The sequence below is a fragment of the Staphylococcus sp. EG-SA-18 genome, assembly GCF_017151825.1.
GTDB classification, from domain to species: domain Bacteria; phylum Bacillota; class Bacilli; order Staphylococcales; family Staphylococcaceae; genus Staphylococcus; species Staphylococcus aureus.
The window spans coordinates 18658-35421 of sequence record NZ_JACYVY010000055.1; the positions used below are offsets into that span (position 1 = coordinate 18658).

Consider the following 16764-nt stretch of genomic DNA (forward strand, 5'->3'; position numbering starts at 1 on the left):
ACGACCTTATATATGACATCGTTGTATTTGTAATACATTCGTTTTAAACGCATAATCAAACCTATATCAATACACAAATATATATAATGACATACAAGATTTTAATGTAATAACGATCTATCACACATTTATTTTCAAGGAGGTTGAATATGTTTTTAGATGAACACATTAATCGAAACTTTGATAAACTTAATGATAATGATTTACATATCGCTCACTTTATCAATACACATATAGATGAATGTAAAAATATGAAAATACAAGATTTAGCGCAATTCACACATGCCTCGAATGCAACCATTCACAGATTTACACGCAAATTAGGTTTTGACGGTTATAGTGATTTTAAATCGTACCTTAAATTTGAAAGTAATAAGACACACCAATTACCTTCTAACTCTATCGATAGTTTCAAACAAGAAATCGATAGTACATTCAGTTATTTAGAACGCGTTGATTACCAGCTTCTTACTGAAAAAATGCATACAGCTTCAACAATATATTTGTATGGTACAGGGCGTGCACAGTTAAACGTTGCTTCAGAGGCACAGCGTATATTGTTAACGTTACATAATCATGTCATTGTACTTCATGATGAACATGAACTTAAAATGATTTTGAACAAGAGTGAACCTAATGATTTATTCTTTATTATTTCATTATCAGGTGAAACACATGAATTATTAGAAGTAACAAACTTGCTTCAACTTAGACAAAAATACTTTATTTCTGTTACTACAATGAAAGATAATACCCTTGCTCAAAAAGCAAATTACAACGTCTATGTATCCAGTAACACATTCTACTTAACTGATGGTACAGACTATTCTAGCTTCATCAGTTATCATATATTCTTTGAAACACTTGTAAGAAAATATAATGAGTATTTACTACATAATGATATTTCAAATTAGAAAAAAGGAAGTTATGATTTAATGGCCTTGAGCCTATCATAACTTCCTTTTATCATTTTATTGTTGTGTTGATGTTTCGATAACGTGGTACATCTTATCAAACATCAATTCGAAACCATGCACCATGGCATCATGATATTCTTTTTTCTTTTGCTTGTATTCTAAATTAGTAAATCGTCTTTCTTTTTCAACTAATGAACGATAATAAAATAGCATTTGGGTGCCACCTGTTTCACGTTCAAAAAATTCTACCTCAATGACATCTTGTGTTTCACTTAGTCCAGGCATACCGATAGTCATCTTAACGTATTCATCCATAACTAAAGATTCATAAATGCCTTCAATCACATTTACTTTGCCATTACGTTGTTGATCTACAATACGATATTTACCGCCTTCTTTAACGTCCGCTTCAATCTCTTTATTCGTTCTGGCCGATGTCATAAACCATTGTTTCAACAAATCTTTCTTTGTCCAAGCTTCGTATACTAACTCTGGAGAAAATTTATAAAGCTTTTCAACTTCAACTTCGACATGTTCATTCTCTACATTAAATTTTGCCACTGTTGTCCACCCACTTTCGCTCTTACTTTTATTTTAACGTATTTTTGCTCAGTTCCAAACATAGATGATCATCATTTTTAAAAGATTAGCGTTATACGGTGAGTACAACATGATCTGTTAATATAACAAGCCACCTTACTTGGCTACATCGATATATTGTTAAGCATTAACGTTTCATTTCTTGACTAGTGTTCTTTTTTAGCTTTGGAAAATTAAATAAAATCGCAATAAGTCCGCATACACCTAATAATATAGGATAAATGCTGTATGGGAATAACATTAACGGTGAAATACCAGCTACACCAGCCGCTGAAATGACTTGCGGGCTATATGGTAATAAACCTTGGAAGCAGCCTCCAAATATATCAAGAATACTTGCTGATTTCCTTGAATCTACATCATATTCATCTGCAATATTTTTAGCTAAAGGACCTGACATAATAATAGAGATGGTGTTGTTTGCCGTGGCAATATCTGCGACACTTACCAAACTCGCAATTCCTAATTCTGCGCCACGCTTTGATTTCACTTTAGAGCGAACAAATTGCAACAACCATTCAATACCACCATTGTGTTGAATAATACCGACTAAACCACCAATTAGCAACGCAATCATAGCAATATCTTCCATGCTTATAATACCTTTGGACACTGCATCTAGTAGCCCCATCCAACCGAATGAACCATCTATGAGACCAATGATTCCGGCTAATAATGTTCCGCCAATCAATACGATAATGACATTTACACCTAATAATGCTAATACCAATACTAAAATATACGGTACAACTTTAATTAGATTATAATCATAGCTTTTAGCATGATTTAAAGAAATGCCATTCGTTAAGAAATACAGAATAATAATCGTTAAAATAGCACCTGGCAATACAATTTTAAAGTTTACTCTGAATTTATCTTTCATTTTCGTATGTTGTGTTCTAACCGCAGCAATTGTTGTATCTGAAATCATTGATAGATTATCGCCGAACATTGCACCTCCAACAACTGTAGCCATTGCTAGCGCAGTTGGTACATCTGTCGCTTGTGCAAATCCGTAACCAACAGGTGCTATTGCAGCAACAGTCCCTACAGACGTCCCCATAGATATAGAAACAAACATACAAATCACAAACAATCCTACAATAATTAAATTTTCTGGGATTAATGATAGTCCTAAATTAACTGTCGACTTTACGCCACCCATTTTTTCAGCTGTATTTGAAAATGCACCTGCTAAAATAAAAATCAACATCATTAAAATAATGTTTGAATGGCCTGCACCTTTCGTGAAGACCTCAACTTTTTTAGCAAATGATTCTTTTCGATTCATTAATAACGCCACAATTACCGTTATCGTAATTGCAACATTTAATGGCATTGAAGTAAAATCACCTGTGATAATACCTACGCCTAAAAACAACGCCACAAATAATAACAAGGGGAATAATGCCCAAGCATTGCTCTTTTTATGTACTTCCATCCTTTTTACCTGCTTTCCAATTAAAAATACCTCTTTCTCACAAACGATGAAGAAAGAGGTTTTCATGTGCTTTACCTGCTTATCTTCAAACCATTACGGTTACTGGAATTGGCACATTCGAGATGTTGCCGAGGCTTCATAGGGCCAGTCCCTCCACCTCTCTAGATAAGTGATGCTTATTTACGTTTACGTTACAAGATAATCCTTAGTACGTCAATCATAAATTAATCAGGAGTCGTATAATATTTTTCATAAACAATCATTGCTACTGTAATAATAATCAAAACAATAATGCTAATAACAAGTAAAAGCCACCATTTAAGCATTAATGCAATAAAAATGAACACGATAGACACACTTACTAATATTAATGATATGACTTTAAATTGCTGAACACGTTGCTTGGAGATGACTTTCAACTGTTTGTTTGATAGACGCGTATTTTTTATACTGATTCCCAGTATATTTTCTAATATTTGAACCAATACGATACTTATTGCAAATATAATAATTGGTAAAACATCATAGCTCCCTATAGTTAATGTATAAATTACAAATCCAATGTAAAGTAACCCTGAGACAAAGGATAAAAAGTATGCGACGTATTTGTTAAACTTAATGATATGCTTTTTAACGTTTTGATGTGTAAACCATACATTCGAAACGATCGCAACTGCTACAAATAATGTGAATACTATATATAATGGTAATTTTTGTTCAGGAAAAACAGTCGCTATTCCAAAAGCTAATGCTAAAATCAAAAATAATATAGCTCTAGATACTATTAATGCCATAATAACAACCCCTTTGTTTAATATCGAGTTTGCAAATTTACGTTTATCAGCGTTTCTATGATCAGTACTTCTACGGGTAGCGTTTCTATGTAATTTACATCATCTTAACATATAAATACTTCGCTATTTAATTGAAAACATATCCTATTATTCTTTGTCCGTTCTGACGTTTAATATCTAGCCTTAGGTATTTCACTTGTTAATGAATTTAACTTTCTTCCACTAACCGTCCCTAAACCCAATCCCGCAACATTTTTTAATTTTTTCGTTGTTGTCCTGACATCCTCATTAAGAAAGTTTATTCTGCTTAAACCTTATAATCCACACCCTGAGCAAACGCTCCTTATGACAGAGTATTAAAATAAGCCGATAAAGATACACACCTTTACCGACTATTTAAAATACACTTCACCAATTCATTTTAATTTAATGGATTGAAGTAACTAAATTAATATTATGTTGTTCAATTAAAAGCTTCATACAAACCTAATCTATTTGCACTCCACCGCTAACACCGAACACTTGTCCAGTTGTATAACTTGATTCTTCTGACGCTAATAGCACATAAGTTCCACATAACTCAACAGGTTGACCTGCACGACCTAAAGGTGTTTTTTGACCAAATGTTGGGATTTTACTTTGAGGTTGTCCACCAGAAATTTGTAATGGTGACCAGAATGGACCAGGCGCTACACAGTTCACTCTAATTCCTTTTGGTCCTAATTCTTCTGAAAAACTTTTAGTTAATGAAATAATTGCTGCTTTTGAAGCGGCATAATCATGAAGAATAGGACTAGGATTATAACCTTGTACAGATGATGTCGTTGTAATTGACGCACCCGGTTTTAAATATTCCAATGCTTTTTGAACTGTCCAAAATAGCGGATAGACATTCGTTTCAAATGTTTCTGTAAATGCCTCAGTTGTAAATCCATGAATATCATCATGATACTGTTGATGTCCAGCAACTAAAGTAACATTATCTAAGCCACCTAATTGTTGATATGCTTGTTCAACAAGGTCATAGTTGAACTGCTCATCTCTTATATCACCAGGAATTAACACTGCCTTTTGACCACTTTCTTCAATCACTTGGCGTACTTCTTGTGCATCTTGTTCTTCACTCGGAAGATAGTTAATCGCTACATCTGCACCTTCTTTAGCATACGCAATTGCTGCTGCACGCCCTATTGCTGAGTCACCACCTGTGACTAATATTTTATAGCCTTGTAAGCGTTGATGACCTTGGTAAGACGTTTCGCCACAATCAGGTGCTGGCGTCATTTCAGATTGTAAACCCGGTACCTCTTGTTCTTGTTTTTCATAATCCGTTGTTTTAAATTTTGTTCTAGGATCTTGAGCTGCCATTTTTTAACATCTCCTTATTCGCTTAATGGTTATTATTTACCCAATCTTCCTAGGAACTTAATCATGATTACACTAAAAATTACTTTCTTCTTTATAAAAACAAGCTCGAATTACTCATGCAATAGTCTTTTTACAAATTCAACAAAATACTCAGGTACTTTTTCAAGAATCCTTTCATCCGGTTTATATTGAGGATGATGTAAATCATATTCACTATGAGAACCAATTAACGCAAATACACTTGGAAAATGTTGACTATAACCTGAAAAATCTTCTCCAATCGTAAGCGGCTGTTCCATCATTTCCACCTTATATCCAACATGTTGGGCTACTGCAATTGCTTTATGCGTCAATGCCTCATCATTCATCACAGCGCCAGGTAAATGTGTATAATTTAAATTAATTTTCATATTATATGCTTGAGCCAATCCGTCCGCAATATCTTGTAATCGTGTTTCTACAAGCTTTCGTACCACAGGATCAAAACTACGCACTGTGCCTTGTACATACGCATGATCAGCAATGACATTCCAAGTATTACCACATGATATTTGTCCAATTGTTACTACCGCTTCATCAAACGCAGATAGATTTCTACTAACTATGGATTGAATACTATTAATCAATTGCGCCAACACAATAACTGGATCGTTGCATTGTTCTGGCTTTGCAGCATGACCACCCACGCCTTTAATATGAAACTCAAAACGATCTACTGCTGATGTAATTGCCCCTGTTTTGATTGCAAATGTACCTACCGAACGCGATGGGTCATTATGAAAACCCAATACTGCTTGTACATCTTTTAATGCATGTGTTTCAATAATTTTAAAAGCGCCATGTCCTAGTTCTTCTGCTGGTTGAAAAATGAATTTAACACGCCCAGTAAGAGTGCCCTCAATTTCTTTTAATTTTACAGCCGTAGCCAAAATACTAGCCATGTGAATATCATGACCGCACGCATGCATAACACCTTCATTTTCAGATTTAAAATCCTGTTCAACAAGCTCTTGAATCGGTAAAGCATCAATGTCAGCCCGAACAGCTATACAACTCAGACCTTGTCCCACTTCAGCAACAAGCCCAGTCGCAAGTGGTAAGTCTAATATTCTAATATGATGTTCTGTTAAAATATCTTTAATTTTTTGTGTAGTCTTAAATTCTTTATCGGATAGTTCTGGAAATTGATGAAAATACCTTCTCCAGGTAACAGCTTGATCTTTTAATCCCATCGGTCATTCCCCTTCCTTAAGTCAATGATATGTTGTCTACCCTACGATGATCATCTTTGACTATTAAACGATGATTTCACAACAATGTACTCTTGTTAATTACTTTCGCTAATGATAGACAGTTGTTTAATAATATCGTAACACTGTTGTCAAACTATTCTAACTTTTATAATTAAGAATCTATACAAAAACGTGTTCTCGGATAAACTTGTTTTTACAAACCACAAAAGCTCTAAACATTAGTGTAAACCAATGCTTAGAGCTTTCTAATTATTTTATGCTTTAAAAGATAATGTGTTATCTACGATGACCTTACCGTCTTTAATAACTTTTTCTGCGTGATTGATACCAAAATGATATGGAATATATTCATGATTTGGTGCATCCCAAATTACTAAATTAGCCTTATCACCTGTGTTAATTGTACCCGCGTTAATGTCTATTGCTTTAGCAGCATTGACCGTAACAGCATTCCAAACTTCATTAGGTGATAGCTTTAATTTCAAGGCTGCAATCGCCATAACAAGTTGTAAGTTGTTTGTGACACTACTACCAGGGTTATAATCAGTTGCTAATGCAATCGCACCGTTATTGTCTAGCATGCCTCTTGCATCTGCATAATCTTCTTTACCTAAATAGAACGTCGTTGCAGGTAAGAGGACAGCTACAGTATCACTATTTCGCAACTTTTCTTTTCCTTTATCACTAGAAGCTACTAAGTGGTCTGCTGATATTGCTTGTTCATCAATTGCTAATTCCAGTCCGCCTAACGGATCAATTTCATCCGCATGTATTTTCACTTTAAAACCTGCTTCTTTGGCTTTTTGCATATAATGTTGCGATTGTTCTATTGTAAATACACCTGTTTCACAGAAAATATCCGCAAAGTCTGCATATTGTTTTACTTCCGGAAGTAACGCAATCATTTCTTCTAAAAATGCCTCATTTGAACTTGCCTCTTTAGGTACAGCATGAGGCCCTAGGAAAGTATGTTTCATGTCTAAATCATATTTCTCAGCTAAACGATTAGACACTTTCAATTGCTTCAGTTCATTTTCTCTATCTAATCCATAACCACTCTTACTTTCAACTGCAAGCACGCCGTGTTTAATCATAGTAAGCAAATCATGCTCTGCTTTTTTAAACAAGTCATCTTCGGATGTTTCTCTAGTAGCATTAACGGTAGATAATATGCCACCACCCATTTCTAATATTTCAAGGTAAGACTTACCTTGACGTTTTAATGACATCTCATGTTCTCGAGATCCACCAAATGTTAAATGGGTATGTGCATCTACTAATGCTGGGGACACTACCTTCCCACTAGCATCAATCGTCTCAGTCGCATCGTAGTCATCTGTATGTGTTCCAGCATATACAATTTTGCCATCTTTAATGACAACTGTACCATTTTTCACAACATTTAATTCATCTAATTCCTTACCCTTCAAAGGTTTATCTGTTGATCTCGGTAAAATTAATTCTGCTATATGATTAATTATTAAATCATTCATTACTTATCACCTGCTTTATCAATCATTGGAATATGAATACCTTTTTCTTTAGCTGTTTGAATAGCGATGTCATAGCCAGCATCAACATGTCGGGCAACACCCATACCTGGGTCAGTCGTCAATACACGTTCCAATCTTCTTTCAGCACGCTCTGATCCATCTGCTACAACAACCATACCCGCATGAAGTGAATATCCCATGCCAACACCGCCACCGTGATGGAATGAAATCCATGAACCACCTGCAGCTGTGTTAATGAGTGCATTCAATACAGCCCAATCACCAACCGCGTCACTACCATCTTTCATACTTTCTGTTTCACGGTTAGGACTAGCAACTGAACCAGCATCTAAATGGTCTCGTCCAATAACAATTGGTGCTGAAATTTCACCGTCACGTACAAGACGATTTAAAGCTAAGCCCATTTTCGCTCTTTCTCCATAGCCTAACCAAGCAATACGTGATGGTAGTCCTTGATATGAAATTTTTTCTTCAGCTAAATCAAGCCATCTTAATAACTTTTCATTTTCTGGGAAAAGTTTGCTCATTTCTTCATCCGCACGCTCGATATCTTTTGGATCACCACTCAACGCAGCAAAGCGGAATGGCCCTTTACCTTCACAGAATAATGGTCTAATGTAAGCTGGTACAAAGCCTGGGAAGTCAAAAGCATTTTTCACTCCGTTATTGAAGGCTACTTGACGAATATTGTTACCATAATCAAATGCTACAGCGCCACGTTTTTGGAATTCAAGCATTAATTCAACATGCTTTGCCATTGAAGCTTGTGACAGTTCAACATATTTTTTCGGATCTTTTTCACGCAATACTTTCGCTTCTTCTACAGAGTATCCTTGTGGCACATATCCATTTAGCGGATCATGTGCACTTGTTTGGTCAGTAATAATGTCAATTTTAAATCCTTTTTCTAGAATCGCTTGATGGATGTCTACAGCATTTCCAACTAACCCGATTGATAATCCTTCTCCACGTTCTTTCGCCTCTTCTGCTAATTTTAATGCTTCATCTAAATCAGCTGTTTTAACATCACAGTATTTCGTATCAATTCGCTTATCAACACGTGTTTCATCAACATCCACGCAAATTGCTACCCCATGATTCATAGTAATTGCTAACGGTTGCGCACCACCCATACCACCTAAACCTGCTGTCAGTGTAACAGTGCCTGCTAAATCTCCATTAAAGTGTTGATTACCTAGCTCGGCAAATGTCTCATAAGTACCTTGCACAATACCTTGAGAACCAATATATATCCAACTACCGGCTGTCATCTGTCCATACATGATTAAACCTTTTTTATCTAATTCATTAAAATGATCCCAGTTTGCCCATTCAGGCACTAATACTGAATTTGAAATTAATACACGTGGCGCTTCTTCATGTGTTTTAAATACAGCAACTGGCTTTCCTGATTGTACTAACATTGTCTCATCTGATTCTAATTCTCGTAACGTTTTCTCTATTGCTTCAAAAGCTTCCCAATTACGTGCTGCTTTTCCAATACCACCATAAACAACTAAATCTTCTGGTCTTTCAGCAACTTCTGGGTCTAAATTGTTGTATAACATTCTAAGTACTGCTTCTTGTTCCCAACCTTTACACTCAATACTCAAACCTTTTTTTGCTTGAATTTTTCTCATAAAATTCGCTCCTGTTCTTTTTAGAAGTTAATTCCACTAAATTTAAAACGCTTACATTATTATCTTCAATATTCATTATAGTATGTTAAAATATAGCCAACAAATATAAATAAACTAATTATCCATAGCTTGAATCTATAAATAAAAGGAGCAAAACACATGAAAATTATTCAGTTAGAATACTTCTTGGCTATCGTGAAATATAATAGTTTTACTAAAGCTGCACAATTTTTACATATTAGCCAGCCATCTTTAACTGCTACGATTAAAAAAATGGAAGCAGATTTAGGTTATGACTTATTTACACGTTCAACAAAAGACATCAAGATTACCGAAAAAGGAATACAGTTTTATCGTTATGCGAGCGAATTAGTTCAACAATATCGATCCACGATGGAAAAAATGTATGATTTAAGCGTTACATCAGAACCAAGGATAAAAATTGGGACTCTTGAATCTACGAATCAATGGATTGCGAATTTAATTCGAAAGCACCATTCCGACTACCCTGAACAGCAATATCGTTTATATGAAATACATGATAAACATCAATCTATAGAGCAATTACTGAATTTTAATATTCATTTAGCTATAACAAATGAAAAAATAACCCACGAAGATATAAAATCTATTCCATTATATGAGGAATCTTACATTTTATTAGCACCCAAGGAAACATTTAAAAATCAAAATTGGGTAGATGTTGAAAATTTGCCACTCATATTACCAAACAAAAATTCTCAAGTGCGCAAACACTTAGATGACTATTTTAATAGAAGAAATATTCGTCCAAATGTCGTTGTAGAAACAGATCGATTCGAATCAGCAGTTGGATTTGTTCATCTCGGCTTAGGTTACGCTATCATTCCGAGATTTTATTACCAATCATTTCACACGTCTAATTTAGAATATAAAAAAATTCGTCCAAACTTAGGCCGAAAAATTTATATCAATTACCATAAAAAACGCAAACACTCCGAACAAGTACATACATTCGTACAACAATGCCAAGATTATTTATATGGACTTTTAGAGGCTCTTTAACTTAAGTTATTAGAGCCTCTTATGCAGTTGCGTAGTCAACTGTATACCTTTCGCCTTTAACTTAAGTTATTAGAGCCTCTTATGCAGTTGCTCAGTCAACTGTATACCTTTTGCCTTTAACTTAAGTTATTAGAGCCTCTTATGCAGTTGCTCAGTCAACTGTATACCTTTTGCCTTTAACTTAAGTTATTAGAACCTCTTATGCAGTTGCTCAGTCAACTGTATACCTTTTGCCTTTAACTTAAGTTATTAGAGCCTCTTATGCAGTTGCTCAGTCAACTGTAAAACAATTTCACAACCAATTTTATGATTTACATGTATAAATCATTACATTCAGACCAACAAACATAAATAAGCAGTAAGATGACTACAACTTAAGAGTCTTCTTACTGCAATTATTTTTCAAATATATCAACGTTAATATAACTTCTATTAAGAAATACTCACATTCTGCCCTGCAATGCAAATCTCGTCACATATAAATATTTTTAATTATTTTAAAAAATGATGCACTAAATTAGCAACGAGCTTAGCAGTTCTATTGTCAGCGTCATATGTTGGATTCATCTCAGCAATACTAACTGAAGACACCTTATCACTTGGAATAATACGTTTTGCTAATTCAAGAACAGTATGTGGATACAAACCTAACACTGCAGGCGCACTTACCCCTGGTGCAAATGCACTATCAATGACATCCATACAAATCGTAAACATAATGACGTCATGTTCATGCACAAAACGCTCAATCATATCTTTAATAGGTGGCGACACATGGTTTAATAATTCATCTGCAAAGACATAATCAATCTTTTTCTCTTTAGCATAATCAAATAAACTTTGCGTATTACCACCTTGAGCTATACCAAGAACTAAATAATCAGTATTGTCATCCTCTTCTAAAATTTGTCTAAAACTCGTACCAGATGTTGATTCTTGTTCAGCACGAGTATCAAAATGCGCATCAATGTTAATCACACCGATTGACTGTGTTGGATAAACTTTACGCGTAGCTAAATATTGTGCATACGCAATATCATGTCCACCGCCTAATAAAAATGTTTGTCTATGATTAGCAATTGACTTCGCTGCAAGCATAGCAAATTCTTTTTGAGTATCAATTAATTCCTCATGATCATGATAAACATTTCCGTAATCGACTAAAGTTTCACATTGATTCAAATCCGGCAAACCTGCAAATACTTGTTTAATCGCATCTGGCCCTTCTTTTGCACCAATGCGCCCCTTGTTTAAAGCAACACCTTTGTCAACAGCATAGCCTAATATACCGACCCCTGATGGCATACTACTCTTTTCCAGCTTAGACAAATCTTCAAATGTTACTGTTTGAAAATGTCTAAATTTTTTCGGGTCTGTTTCACTATCTAACCTTCCAGTCCATAAATTTGGTTCACCTTGCTTGTACACAGCATTTCCCCCTCTTATTTATGTGGCTTATTAACAATTAAAGTATAACGTATAGGAAATTTTGAATTCAATTCATAGTTAAATCCGTACCTTAAAAATACTTATCTACATTACTTTTACCCCTATTTTCTATGTAATAACGAATACTTAGCTGATTTATGTTAATAAAATACGTCAAGACTATTACATTTTCATTAATATTGACATAGACAATTTATCTCTCGGCTTGTAATATGTATAATTGTTACTAAAAGATATTTTGCTTGTTACCTAATGGAGGTTACATATAATGAAGAACAATAAAATTTCTGGTTTTCAATGGGCAATGACGATTTTCGTCTTCTTTGTCATTACAATGGCGTTATCCATTATGCTCAGAGATTTCCAGTCTATAATTGGTGTCAAACACTTTATATTTGAAGTTACAGATCTAGCACCATTAATTGCTGCAATCATTTGTATACTCGTTTTCAAATATAAAAAGGTCCAACTTGCAGGTTTAAAATTCTCAATCAGCCTGAAAGTAATTGAACGTCTATTGCTAGCTTTAATTTTACCTTTAATTATTCTAATTATTGGTATGTACAGCTTTAATACATTTGCAGATAGCTTTATTTTATTACAATCAACAGGCTTATCAGTACCTATTACACACATTCTGATTGGACATATTCTGATGGCGTTCGTAGTAGAATTCGGATTCCGCTCATACTTACAAAATATTGTTGAAACGAAAATGAACACGTTCTTTGCAAGTATTGTTGTTGGTTTGATGTATTCAGTTTTCTCAGCAAATACAACTTATGGTACAGAATTTGCTGCTTATAACTTCCTTTATACATTCTCATTCTCTATGATTCTTGGTGAATTAATTAGAGCGACTAAAGGACGTACAATTTATATTGCAACGACATTCCATGCTTCAATGACATTCGGACTTATTTTCTTGTTTAGCGAAGAAATCGGCGATCTATTTTCAATCAAAGTCATCGCCATTTCAACAGCAATCGTTGCAGTAGGATACATTGGTTTAAGCTTAATTATCCGAGGTATTGCATATTTAACAACAAGACGAAACCTTGAAGAACTTGAGCCTAATAATTATTTAGACCATGTCAATGACGATGAAGAAACTAATCATACTGAGGCTGAAAAATCTTCTTCAAATATTAAAGATGCTGAAAAAACAGGTGTAGCTACTGCATCAACGGTCGGTGTTGCTAAAAATGATACTGAAAATACAGTGGCTGACGAACCAAGCATTCATGAAGGTACTGAAAAAACAGAACCTCAACATCACATAGGTAATCAAACTGAATCTAATCATGATGAAGATCATGACATCACTTCGGAGTCAGTAGAATCAGCAGAATCAGTTAAACAAGCACCACAAAGTGACGATTTAACAAACGATTCAAATGAAGATGAAATAGAGCAATCATTAAAAGAACCTGCGACTTATAAAGAAGACAGACGTTCATCAGTTGTAATTGATGCAGAAAAACATATCGAAAAAACTGAAGAACAATCTTCAGATAAAAACAAATAATAACAAAGCGCTTGCTAGTACCTCTTAAAAAGATGATGCTAGCAAGCGCTTTTCTATACTATATATTATTTTTCTAAAATTTTAACACCCTCTTGAGTGCCTACAATAACTTGATCTGCCATATCTAAGAAGTATCCTGTCTCAAACACACCTGTCAGATGAATTAAATACTCATGGAACTTATATGGGTCAATTCCTTTTGGTAACTTACAATCTAAAATATAATTGCCATTATCAGTTATAAATGCGACATCTTCGTTTACACGACGTTCTACTTTTATATCAGCGTATGATTCAATTTTACGTAATATGTGATACCAGTTAAATTTATCCACCTCTACTGGTAACTTAAACGTCTCACCTAAGTATTGAACTATTTTCGTTTCATCGACAACCACAACAAAACGCGATGCCATTTCATCTATAACTTTCTCTCTGAACAGCGCACCACCGCCACCTTTAATTATATTTAAAGATGGATCTACTTCATCAGCACCATCAATTGCTAAGTCGATATGATCAACATCATTGATTTCACATATTTTAATACCTAATTCTTTTGCTAAAAATGCAATTTTATTAGAAGTGCATACACCTGTAATATTGTAACCACGTTCTTTAATTAGTTGCGCCATTTGAGGTAAGAGTAATTCCATTGTACTTCCTGTACCAATTCCCAGCGTCATATCACCATTGATTTGACTTAAAACATCATTTAATGTCATTAACTTGAGTGCTTTGACATCTTTCATGAAGGTAGCCTCCCATATTTATGTAATCTATTCAATTCATATTTTACATGACTCGTATAAATTAACATACCCTTATTTCTAACATTTTTTTAAACATATCAATCAGAATTTACAATTCTAAAAATGTTTTATAGTACAATATATTTTAAATAATACTCGTTAAGGAGAATGATATGATATCAATTCACGCAATTTCGACAGGAAAAATCCAAGATTTGCCTTATAGCTCGAAAAGACCGATGCGCTCTGCTTTAGATAAAACTAAGATTTCACAAACAACATGGTTATCTTCAACTGGTTTCACTGGTGATGAACAGGCTTATAAAGATCATGGTGGACCACATAAAGCAGTTTGTGGGTTTAGTAAGCATAATTATGCACTGTATCAAGATGATTTACCTACACTACCTATTCATGCGATGTTTGGAGAGAATTTAACATTTGATTATTTAGACGAATCTGATGTTTACTTTGGTAATCAATATCGTTTAGGTGAAGCGTTAATTGAGGTTTCTGAAATTAGAGAACCATGCTGGAAAATTCAAGCAAAATATAATATTCCTGATTTAGTGAAGCGCATGTCTACATCTGGTAAAACAGGTTTCTATTTCCGGGTATTAAAACAAGGCTATGTATCTCCAAATGATCAGCTTTACTTAATACAAGAAGCACCAATCGAACATCGTTTATCTGTACAACAGCTTAATGAACTTTATTATAATGATAGACAAAATCAAGATATGTTACGATATGCACTAAACAATCCATTTCTGTCACCAACAAGACGCGATAAACTTCAAAAAATGTATAACAGAACATTGAAATAATTACCTTTCATTATAAGTGTTAAATGAACTTTTCAAAACAAAAAGGAATCAACTTACACATCGTTTGTATAATAGTCTTATCTATAACCACTGATGCTATTGATTCCTTTTTTATGTTATATATTTTCTTTATTTCAAACTGTATATTAATGATGTCACTTCATTTGATACGATTCTTGATAACCTATTCAAAATTCCGCCAAATAACATAAATATTATATAAATGCCGATACTTTTAATCATTTTCTACTTTTTCTTCGATACGGAAACTTGTTTTCGAATTGAACACTTCACCAGCTTTTAAAATTGACGGTGCTTTTTCACCATATAAATTAATATCATTTGGTAAAAATTGTGTTTCTAATGTAAAGCCAGAATGTGGTTTATAAATATTAAATGGACTATCCCACTCATCAGGCTGGTTAAAAGTAAAGAACACAACATGAGGCATATCTGTATCGACCTCTAACATAAATTCATGATTTTCAACATACATTTTATGTTCACCAACTGTAAATGGGTGATCGAGACCACCAAAACGTGTCATTTGTTGGCTTAATTGCGCATGTTGTGATGTAAAAATATCACTCAATTTTATCTTGTTATCTTCAAACACTTCATGTAAATCTAGAATATCACCTGTAACAATATTTCGCTCATCTAATACATACATATCTAATTGATTACTTGAAATGCGATGATTATCAACGACATTATTATCTCGATTCAAATTGAAGTACACATGATTCGTAGGACTAAACAATGTGTCTTCTGATGCAACTGCTTCGTATTCAATCGACCATTGGTGATCCGCATCATAAATATGTGTAATCGTCACATCGATATCACCCGGGAAATGATCATCAGCTGATTTCAACACCGTCTTAAATATCACTTTAATTTGAGCAATTTCATTTCTAATTTCATAATCAAATAACTTATTGTCCAAACCATGACATCCACCATGTAAATGATGTTCGCCGTTGTTTTTTTCTAACTGATATTCTTTACCTTTCAACTTAAATTTAGCATTATCAATTCTACCGCTATATCTTCCTATAGAAGCACCAAATTTAAAAGGATTACTATGATAAAATTCATCCGCTTCAACAACATTTCCAAGAACAATATTATTATCATGATATTTCCAAGACACTACTCTTGCTCCATAATTCGTAAAAATAATTTTAGTTTCATCATTATCAATTTTGATTAAATCTACACTTTGTCTTTGGTGCTCAACTTCAACTATCATTTTTACTTCTCCCTTCTAACCACAAGTGTTCAAGCTCTGCTGGGTAGCAACATTACTAAAACACCTACAATACAAATGATTGCACCGATAACATCATATTTATCTGGCATTTGTTTATCTACGACCATCGCAAAAATCAAACTCATGATGATAAATACGCCACCATATGCTGCATATACTCTTCCGAATGATGGAAATGATTGAAATGTCGCAATGACACCATATAACATGAGTATCGCACCGCCTATTAGCCCAACAAGTGAAGACTGTCCTTCCCTAAGCCACAGCCAAATCAGGTATCCCCCACCTATTTCACATAAGCCAGCTAATATAAATATAAAAATCGGATATAACATGAAATCACTCCATCACACATTTGCTA

At 34.1% G+C, this 16764-nt stretch carries 15 protein-coding genes and 1 riboswitch; of the genes, 4 read left to right on the forward strand and 11 right to left on the reverse strand.

Annotated elements, in window-relative coordinates:
• The first annotated feature begins 149 nt into the window (after nt 1–149).
• A complete protein-coding gene (locus IDG66_RS11335) occupies nt 150–914 on the forward strand; it encodes a MurR/RpiR family transcriptional regulator (protein WP_000477989.1) in 765 nt (254 codons plus the stop codon).
• A gap of 57 nt (nt 915–971) precedes the next feature.
• Here IDG66_RS11335 and IDG66_RS11340 read toward each other — a convergent pair whose 3' ends face one another.
• From IDG66_RS11340 to hutU, 7 genes are all read right to left on the reverse strand, one after another.
• Nucleotides 972–1478 (reverse strand): SRPBCC family protein, encoded by a 507-nt coding sequence (locus IDG66_RS11340; protein ID WP_001051561.1) that lies wholly within the window; start codon nt 1476–1478, stop codon nt 972–974.
• A gap of 166 nt (nt 1479–1644) precedes the next feature.
• Nucleotides 1645–2958 (reverse strand): Na+/H+ antiporter NhaC family protein, encoded by a 1314-nt coding sequence (locus IDG66_RS11345; protein WP_206172198.1) that lies wholly within the window; start codon nt 2956–2958, stop codon nt 1645–1647.
• Between the two features lie 76 nt (nt 2959–3034).
• Nucleotides 3035–3130, reverse strand: a riboswitch (SAM riboswitch).
• A gap of 52 nt (nt 3131–3182) precedes the next feature.
• On the reverse strand, nt 3183–3752 hold the full coding sequence (locus IDG66_RS11350) for a hypothetical protein (protein ID WP_001185193.1): 570 nt from the start codon (nt 3750–3752) through the stop codon (nt 3183–3185).
• A 486-nt stretch (nt 3753–4238) separates the two neighbouring features.
• Nucleotides 4239–5120: an SDR family oxidoreductase gene (locus tag IDG66_RS11355; RefSeq protein WP_000730043.1), complete on the reverse strand. Its 882-nt coding sequence runs from the start codon at nt 5118–5120 to the stop codon at nt 4239–4241.
• 110 nt (nt 5121–5230) lie between these two features.
• Nucleotides 5231–6352 (reverse strand): M20 peptidase aminoacylase family protein, encoded by a 1122-nt coding sequence (locus IDG66_RS11360; protein ID WP_000523148.1) that lies wholly within the window; start codon nt 6350–6352, stop codon nt 5231–5233.
• Between the two features lie 275 nt (nt 6353–6627).
• On the reverse strand, nt 6628–7866 hold the full coding sequence (hutI, locus tag IDG66_RS11365) for an imidazolonepropionase (RefSeq protein ID WP_000998766.1): 1239 nt from the start codon (nt 7864–7866) through the stop codon (nt 6628–6630).
• The gene (gene hutU, locus IDG66_RS11370) at nt 7866–9527 is read right to left on the reverse strand and encodes a urocanate hydratase (protein ID WP_103143706.1); all 1662 of its coding nucleotides are present in this window, start codon (nt 9525–9527) and stop codon (nt 7866–7868) included. Before hutU ends, hutI begins: the two co-directional genes overlap by 1 nt.
• A gap of 159 nt (nt 9528–9686) precedes the next feature.
• On the opposite strand from hutU, the gene IDG66_RS11375 reads away from it, so the two are divergent.
• Entirely contained in the window at nt 9687–10571 is an 885-nt protein-coding gene (locus IDG66_RS11375) for a LysR family transcriptional regulator (protein WP_000691833.1), read from the forward strand.
• A 492-nt stretch (nt 10572–11063) separates the two neighbouring features.
• Here IDG66_RS11375 and hutG read toward each other — a convergent pair whose 3' ends face one another.
• Nucleotides 11064–11999, reverse strand: a complete 936-nt coding sequence (gene hutG / locus IDG66_RS11380; RefSeq protein WP_103143705.1) for a formimidoylglutamase — start codon at nt 11997–11999, stop codon at nt 11064–11066.
• 289 nt (nt 12000–12288) lie between these two features.
• Here hutG and sdpC point away from each other — a divergent pair, with 289 nt between their 5' ends.
• Complete coding sequence (gene sdpC, locus IDG66_RS11385) at nt 12289–13548, forward strand: peptidoglycan release complex CPBP-like subunit SdpC (RefSeq protein ID WP_000794442.1); 1260 nt, start codon at nt 12289–12291, stop codon at nt 13546–13548.
• Between the two features lie 65 nt (nt 13549–13613).
• On the opposite strand, the gene IDG66_RS11390 is transcribed toward sdpC, so the two are convergent.
• Nucleotides 13614–14300 carry a ribose 5-phosphate isomerase A gene (locus IDG66_RS11390; RefSeq protein WP_000655864.1) on the reverse strand — a complete coding sequence of 229 codons (687 nt, stop codon included), beginning with the start codon at nt 14298–14300 and terminating at the stop codon, nt 13614–13616.
• 173 nt (nt 14301–14473) lie between these two features.
• Between IDG66_RS11390 and IDG66_RS11395 the strand changes: the two genes are divergently transcribed.
• Entirely contained in the window at nt 14474–15127 is a 654-nt protein-coding gene (locus tag IDG66_RS11395) for an MOSC domain-containing protein (protein WP_000623450.1), read from the forward strand.
• A 235-nt stretch (nt 15128–15362) separates the two neighbouring features.
• Here the strand turns inward: IDG66_RS11395 and IDG66_RS11400 are convergent, their stop codons facing one another.
• Both IDG66_RS11400 and IDG66_RS11405 read right to left on the reverse strand, forming a co-directional pair.
• A complete protein-coding gene (locus tag IDG66_RS11400) occupies nt 15363–16382 on the reverse strand; it encodes an aldose epimerase family protein (protein ID WP_000634696.1) in 1020 nt (339 codons plus the stop codon).
• Between the two features lie 29 nt (nt 16383–16411).
• Nucleotides 16412–16738, reverse strand: coding sequence for a YnfA family protein (locus tag IDG66_RS11405; RefSeq protein ID WP_000966695.1), 327 nt, complete (start codon nt 16736–16738; stop codon nt 16412–16414).
• Nucleotides 16739–16764 lie beyond the last annotated feature (26 nt).

Excerpts from the sequence above, each read along its gene's own strand:
- IDG66_RS11335 (WP_000477989.1), top strand. The coding sequence starts at position 150 with ATGTTTTTAGATGAACACATTAATCGAAACTTTGATAAACTTAATGAT.
- IDG66_RS11345 (WP_206172198.1), bottom strand. The coding sequence starts at position 2,958 with ATGGAAGTACATAAAAAGAGCAATGCTTGGGCATTATTCCCCTTGTTA.
- IDG66_RS11350 (WP_001185193.1), bottom strand. The coding sequence starts at position 3,752 with ATGGCATTAATAGTATCTAGAGCTATATTATTTTTGATTTTAGCATTA.
- IDG66_RS11355 (WP_000730043.1), bottom strand. The coding sequence starts at position 5,120 with ATGGCAGCTCAAGATCCTAGAACAAAATTTAAAACAACGGATTATGAA.
- IDG66_RS11360 (WP_000523148.1), bottom strand. The coding sequence starts at position 6,352 with ATGGGATTAAAAGATCAAGCTGTTACCTGGAGAAGGTATTTTCATCAA.
- hutI (WP_000998766.1), bottom strand. The coding sequence starts at position 7,866 with ATGAATGATTTAATAATTAATCATATAGCAGAATTAATTTTACCGAGA.
- hutU (WP_103143706.1), bottom strand. The coding sequence starts at position 9,527 with ATGAGAAAAATTCAAGCAAAAAAAGGTTTGAGTATTGAGTGTAAAGGT.
- IDG66_RS11375 (WP_000691833.1), top strand. The coding sequence starts at position 9,687 with ATGAAAATTATTCAGTTAGAATACTTCTTGGCTATCGTGAAATATAAT.
- sdpC (WP_000794442.1), top strand. The coding sequence starts at position 12,289 with ATGAAGAACAATAAAATTTCTGGTTTTCAATGGGCAATGACGATTTTC.
- IDG66_RS11390 (WP_000655864.1), bottom strand. The coding sequence starts at position 14,300 with ATGAAAGATGTCAAAGCACTCAAGTTAATGACATTAAATGATGTTTTA.
- IDG66_RS11395 (WP_000623450.1), top strand. The coding sequence starts at position 14,474 with ATGATATCAATTCACGCAATTTCGACAGGAAAAATCCAAGATTTGCCT.
- IDG66_RS11400 (WP_000634696.1), bottom strand. The coding sequence starts at position 16,382 with ATGATAGTTGAAGTTGAGCACCAAAGACAAAGTGTAGATTTAATCAAA.
- IDG66_RS11405 (WP_000966695.1), bottom strand. The coding sequence starts at position 16,738 with ATGTTATATCCGATTTTTATATTTATATTAGCTGGCTTATGTGAAATA.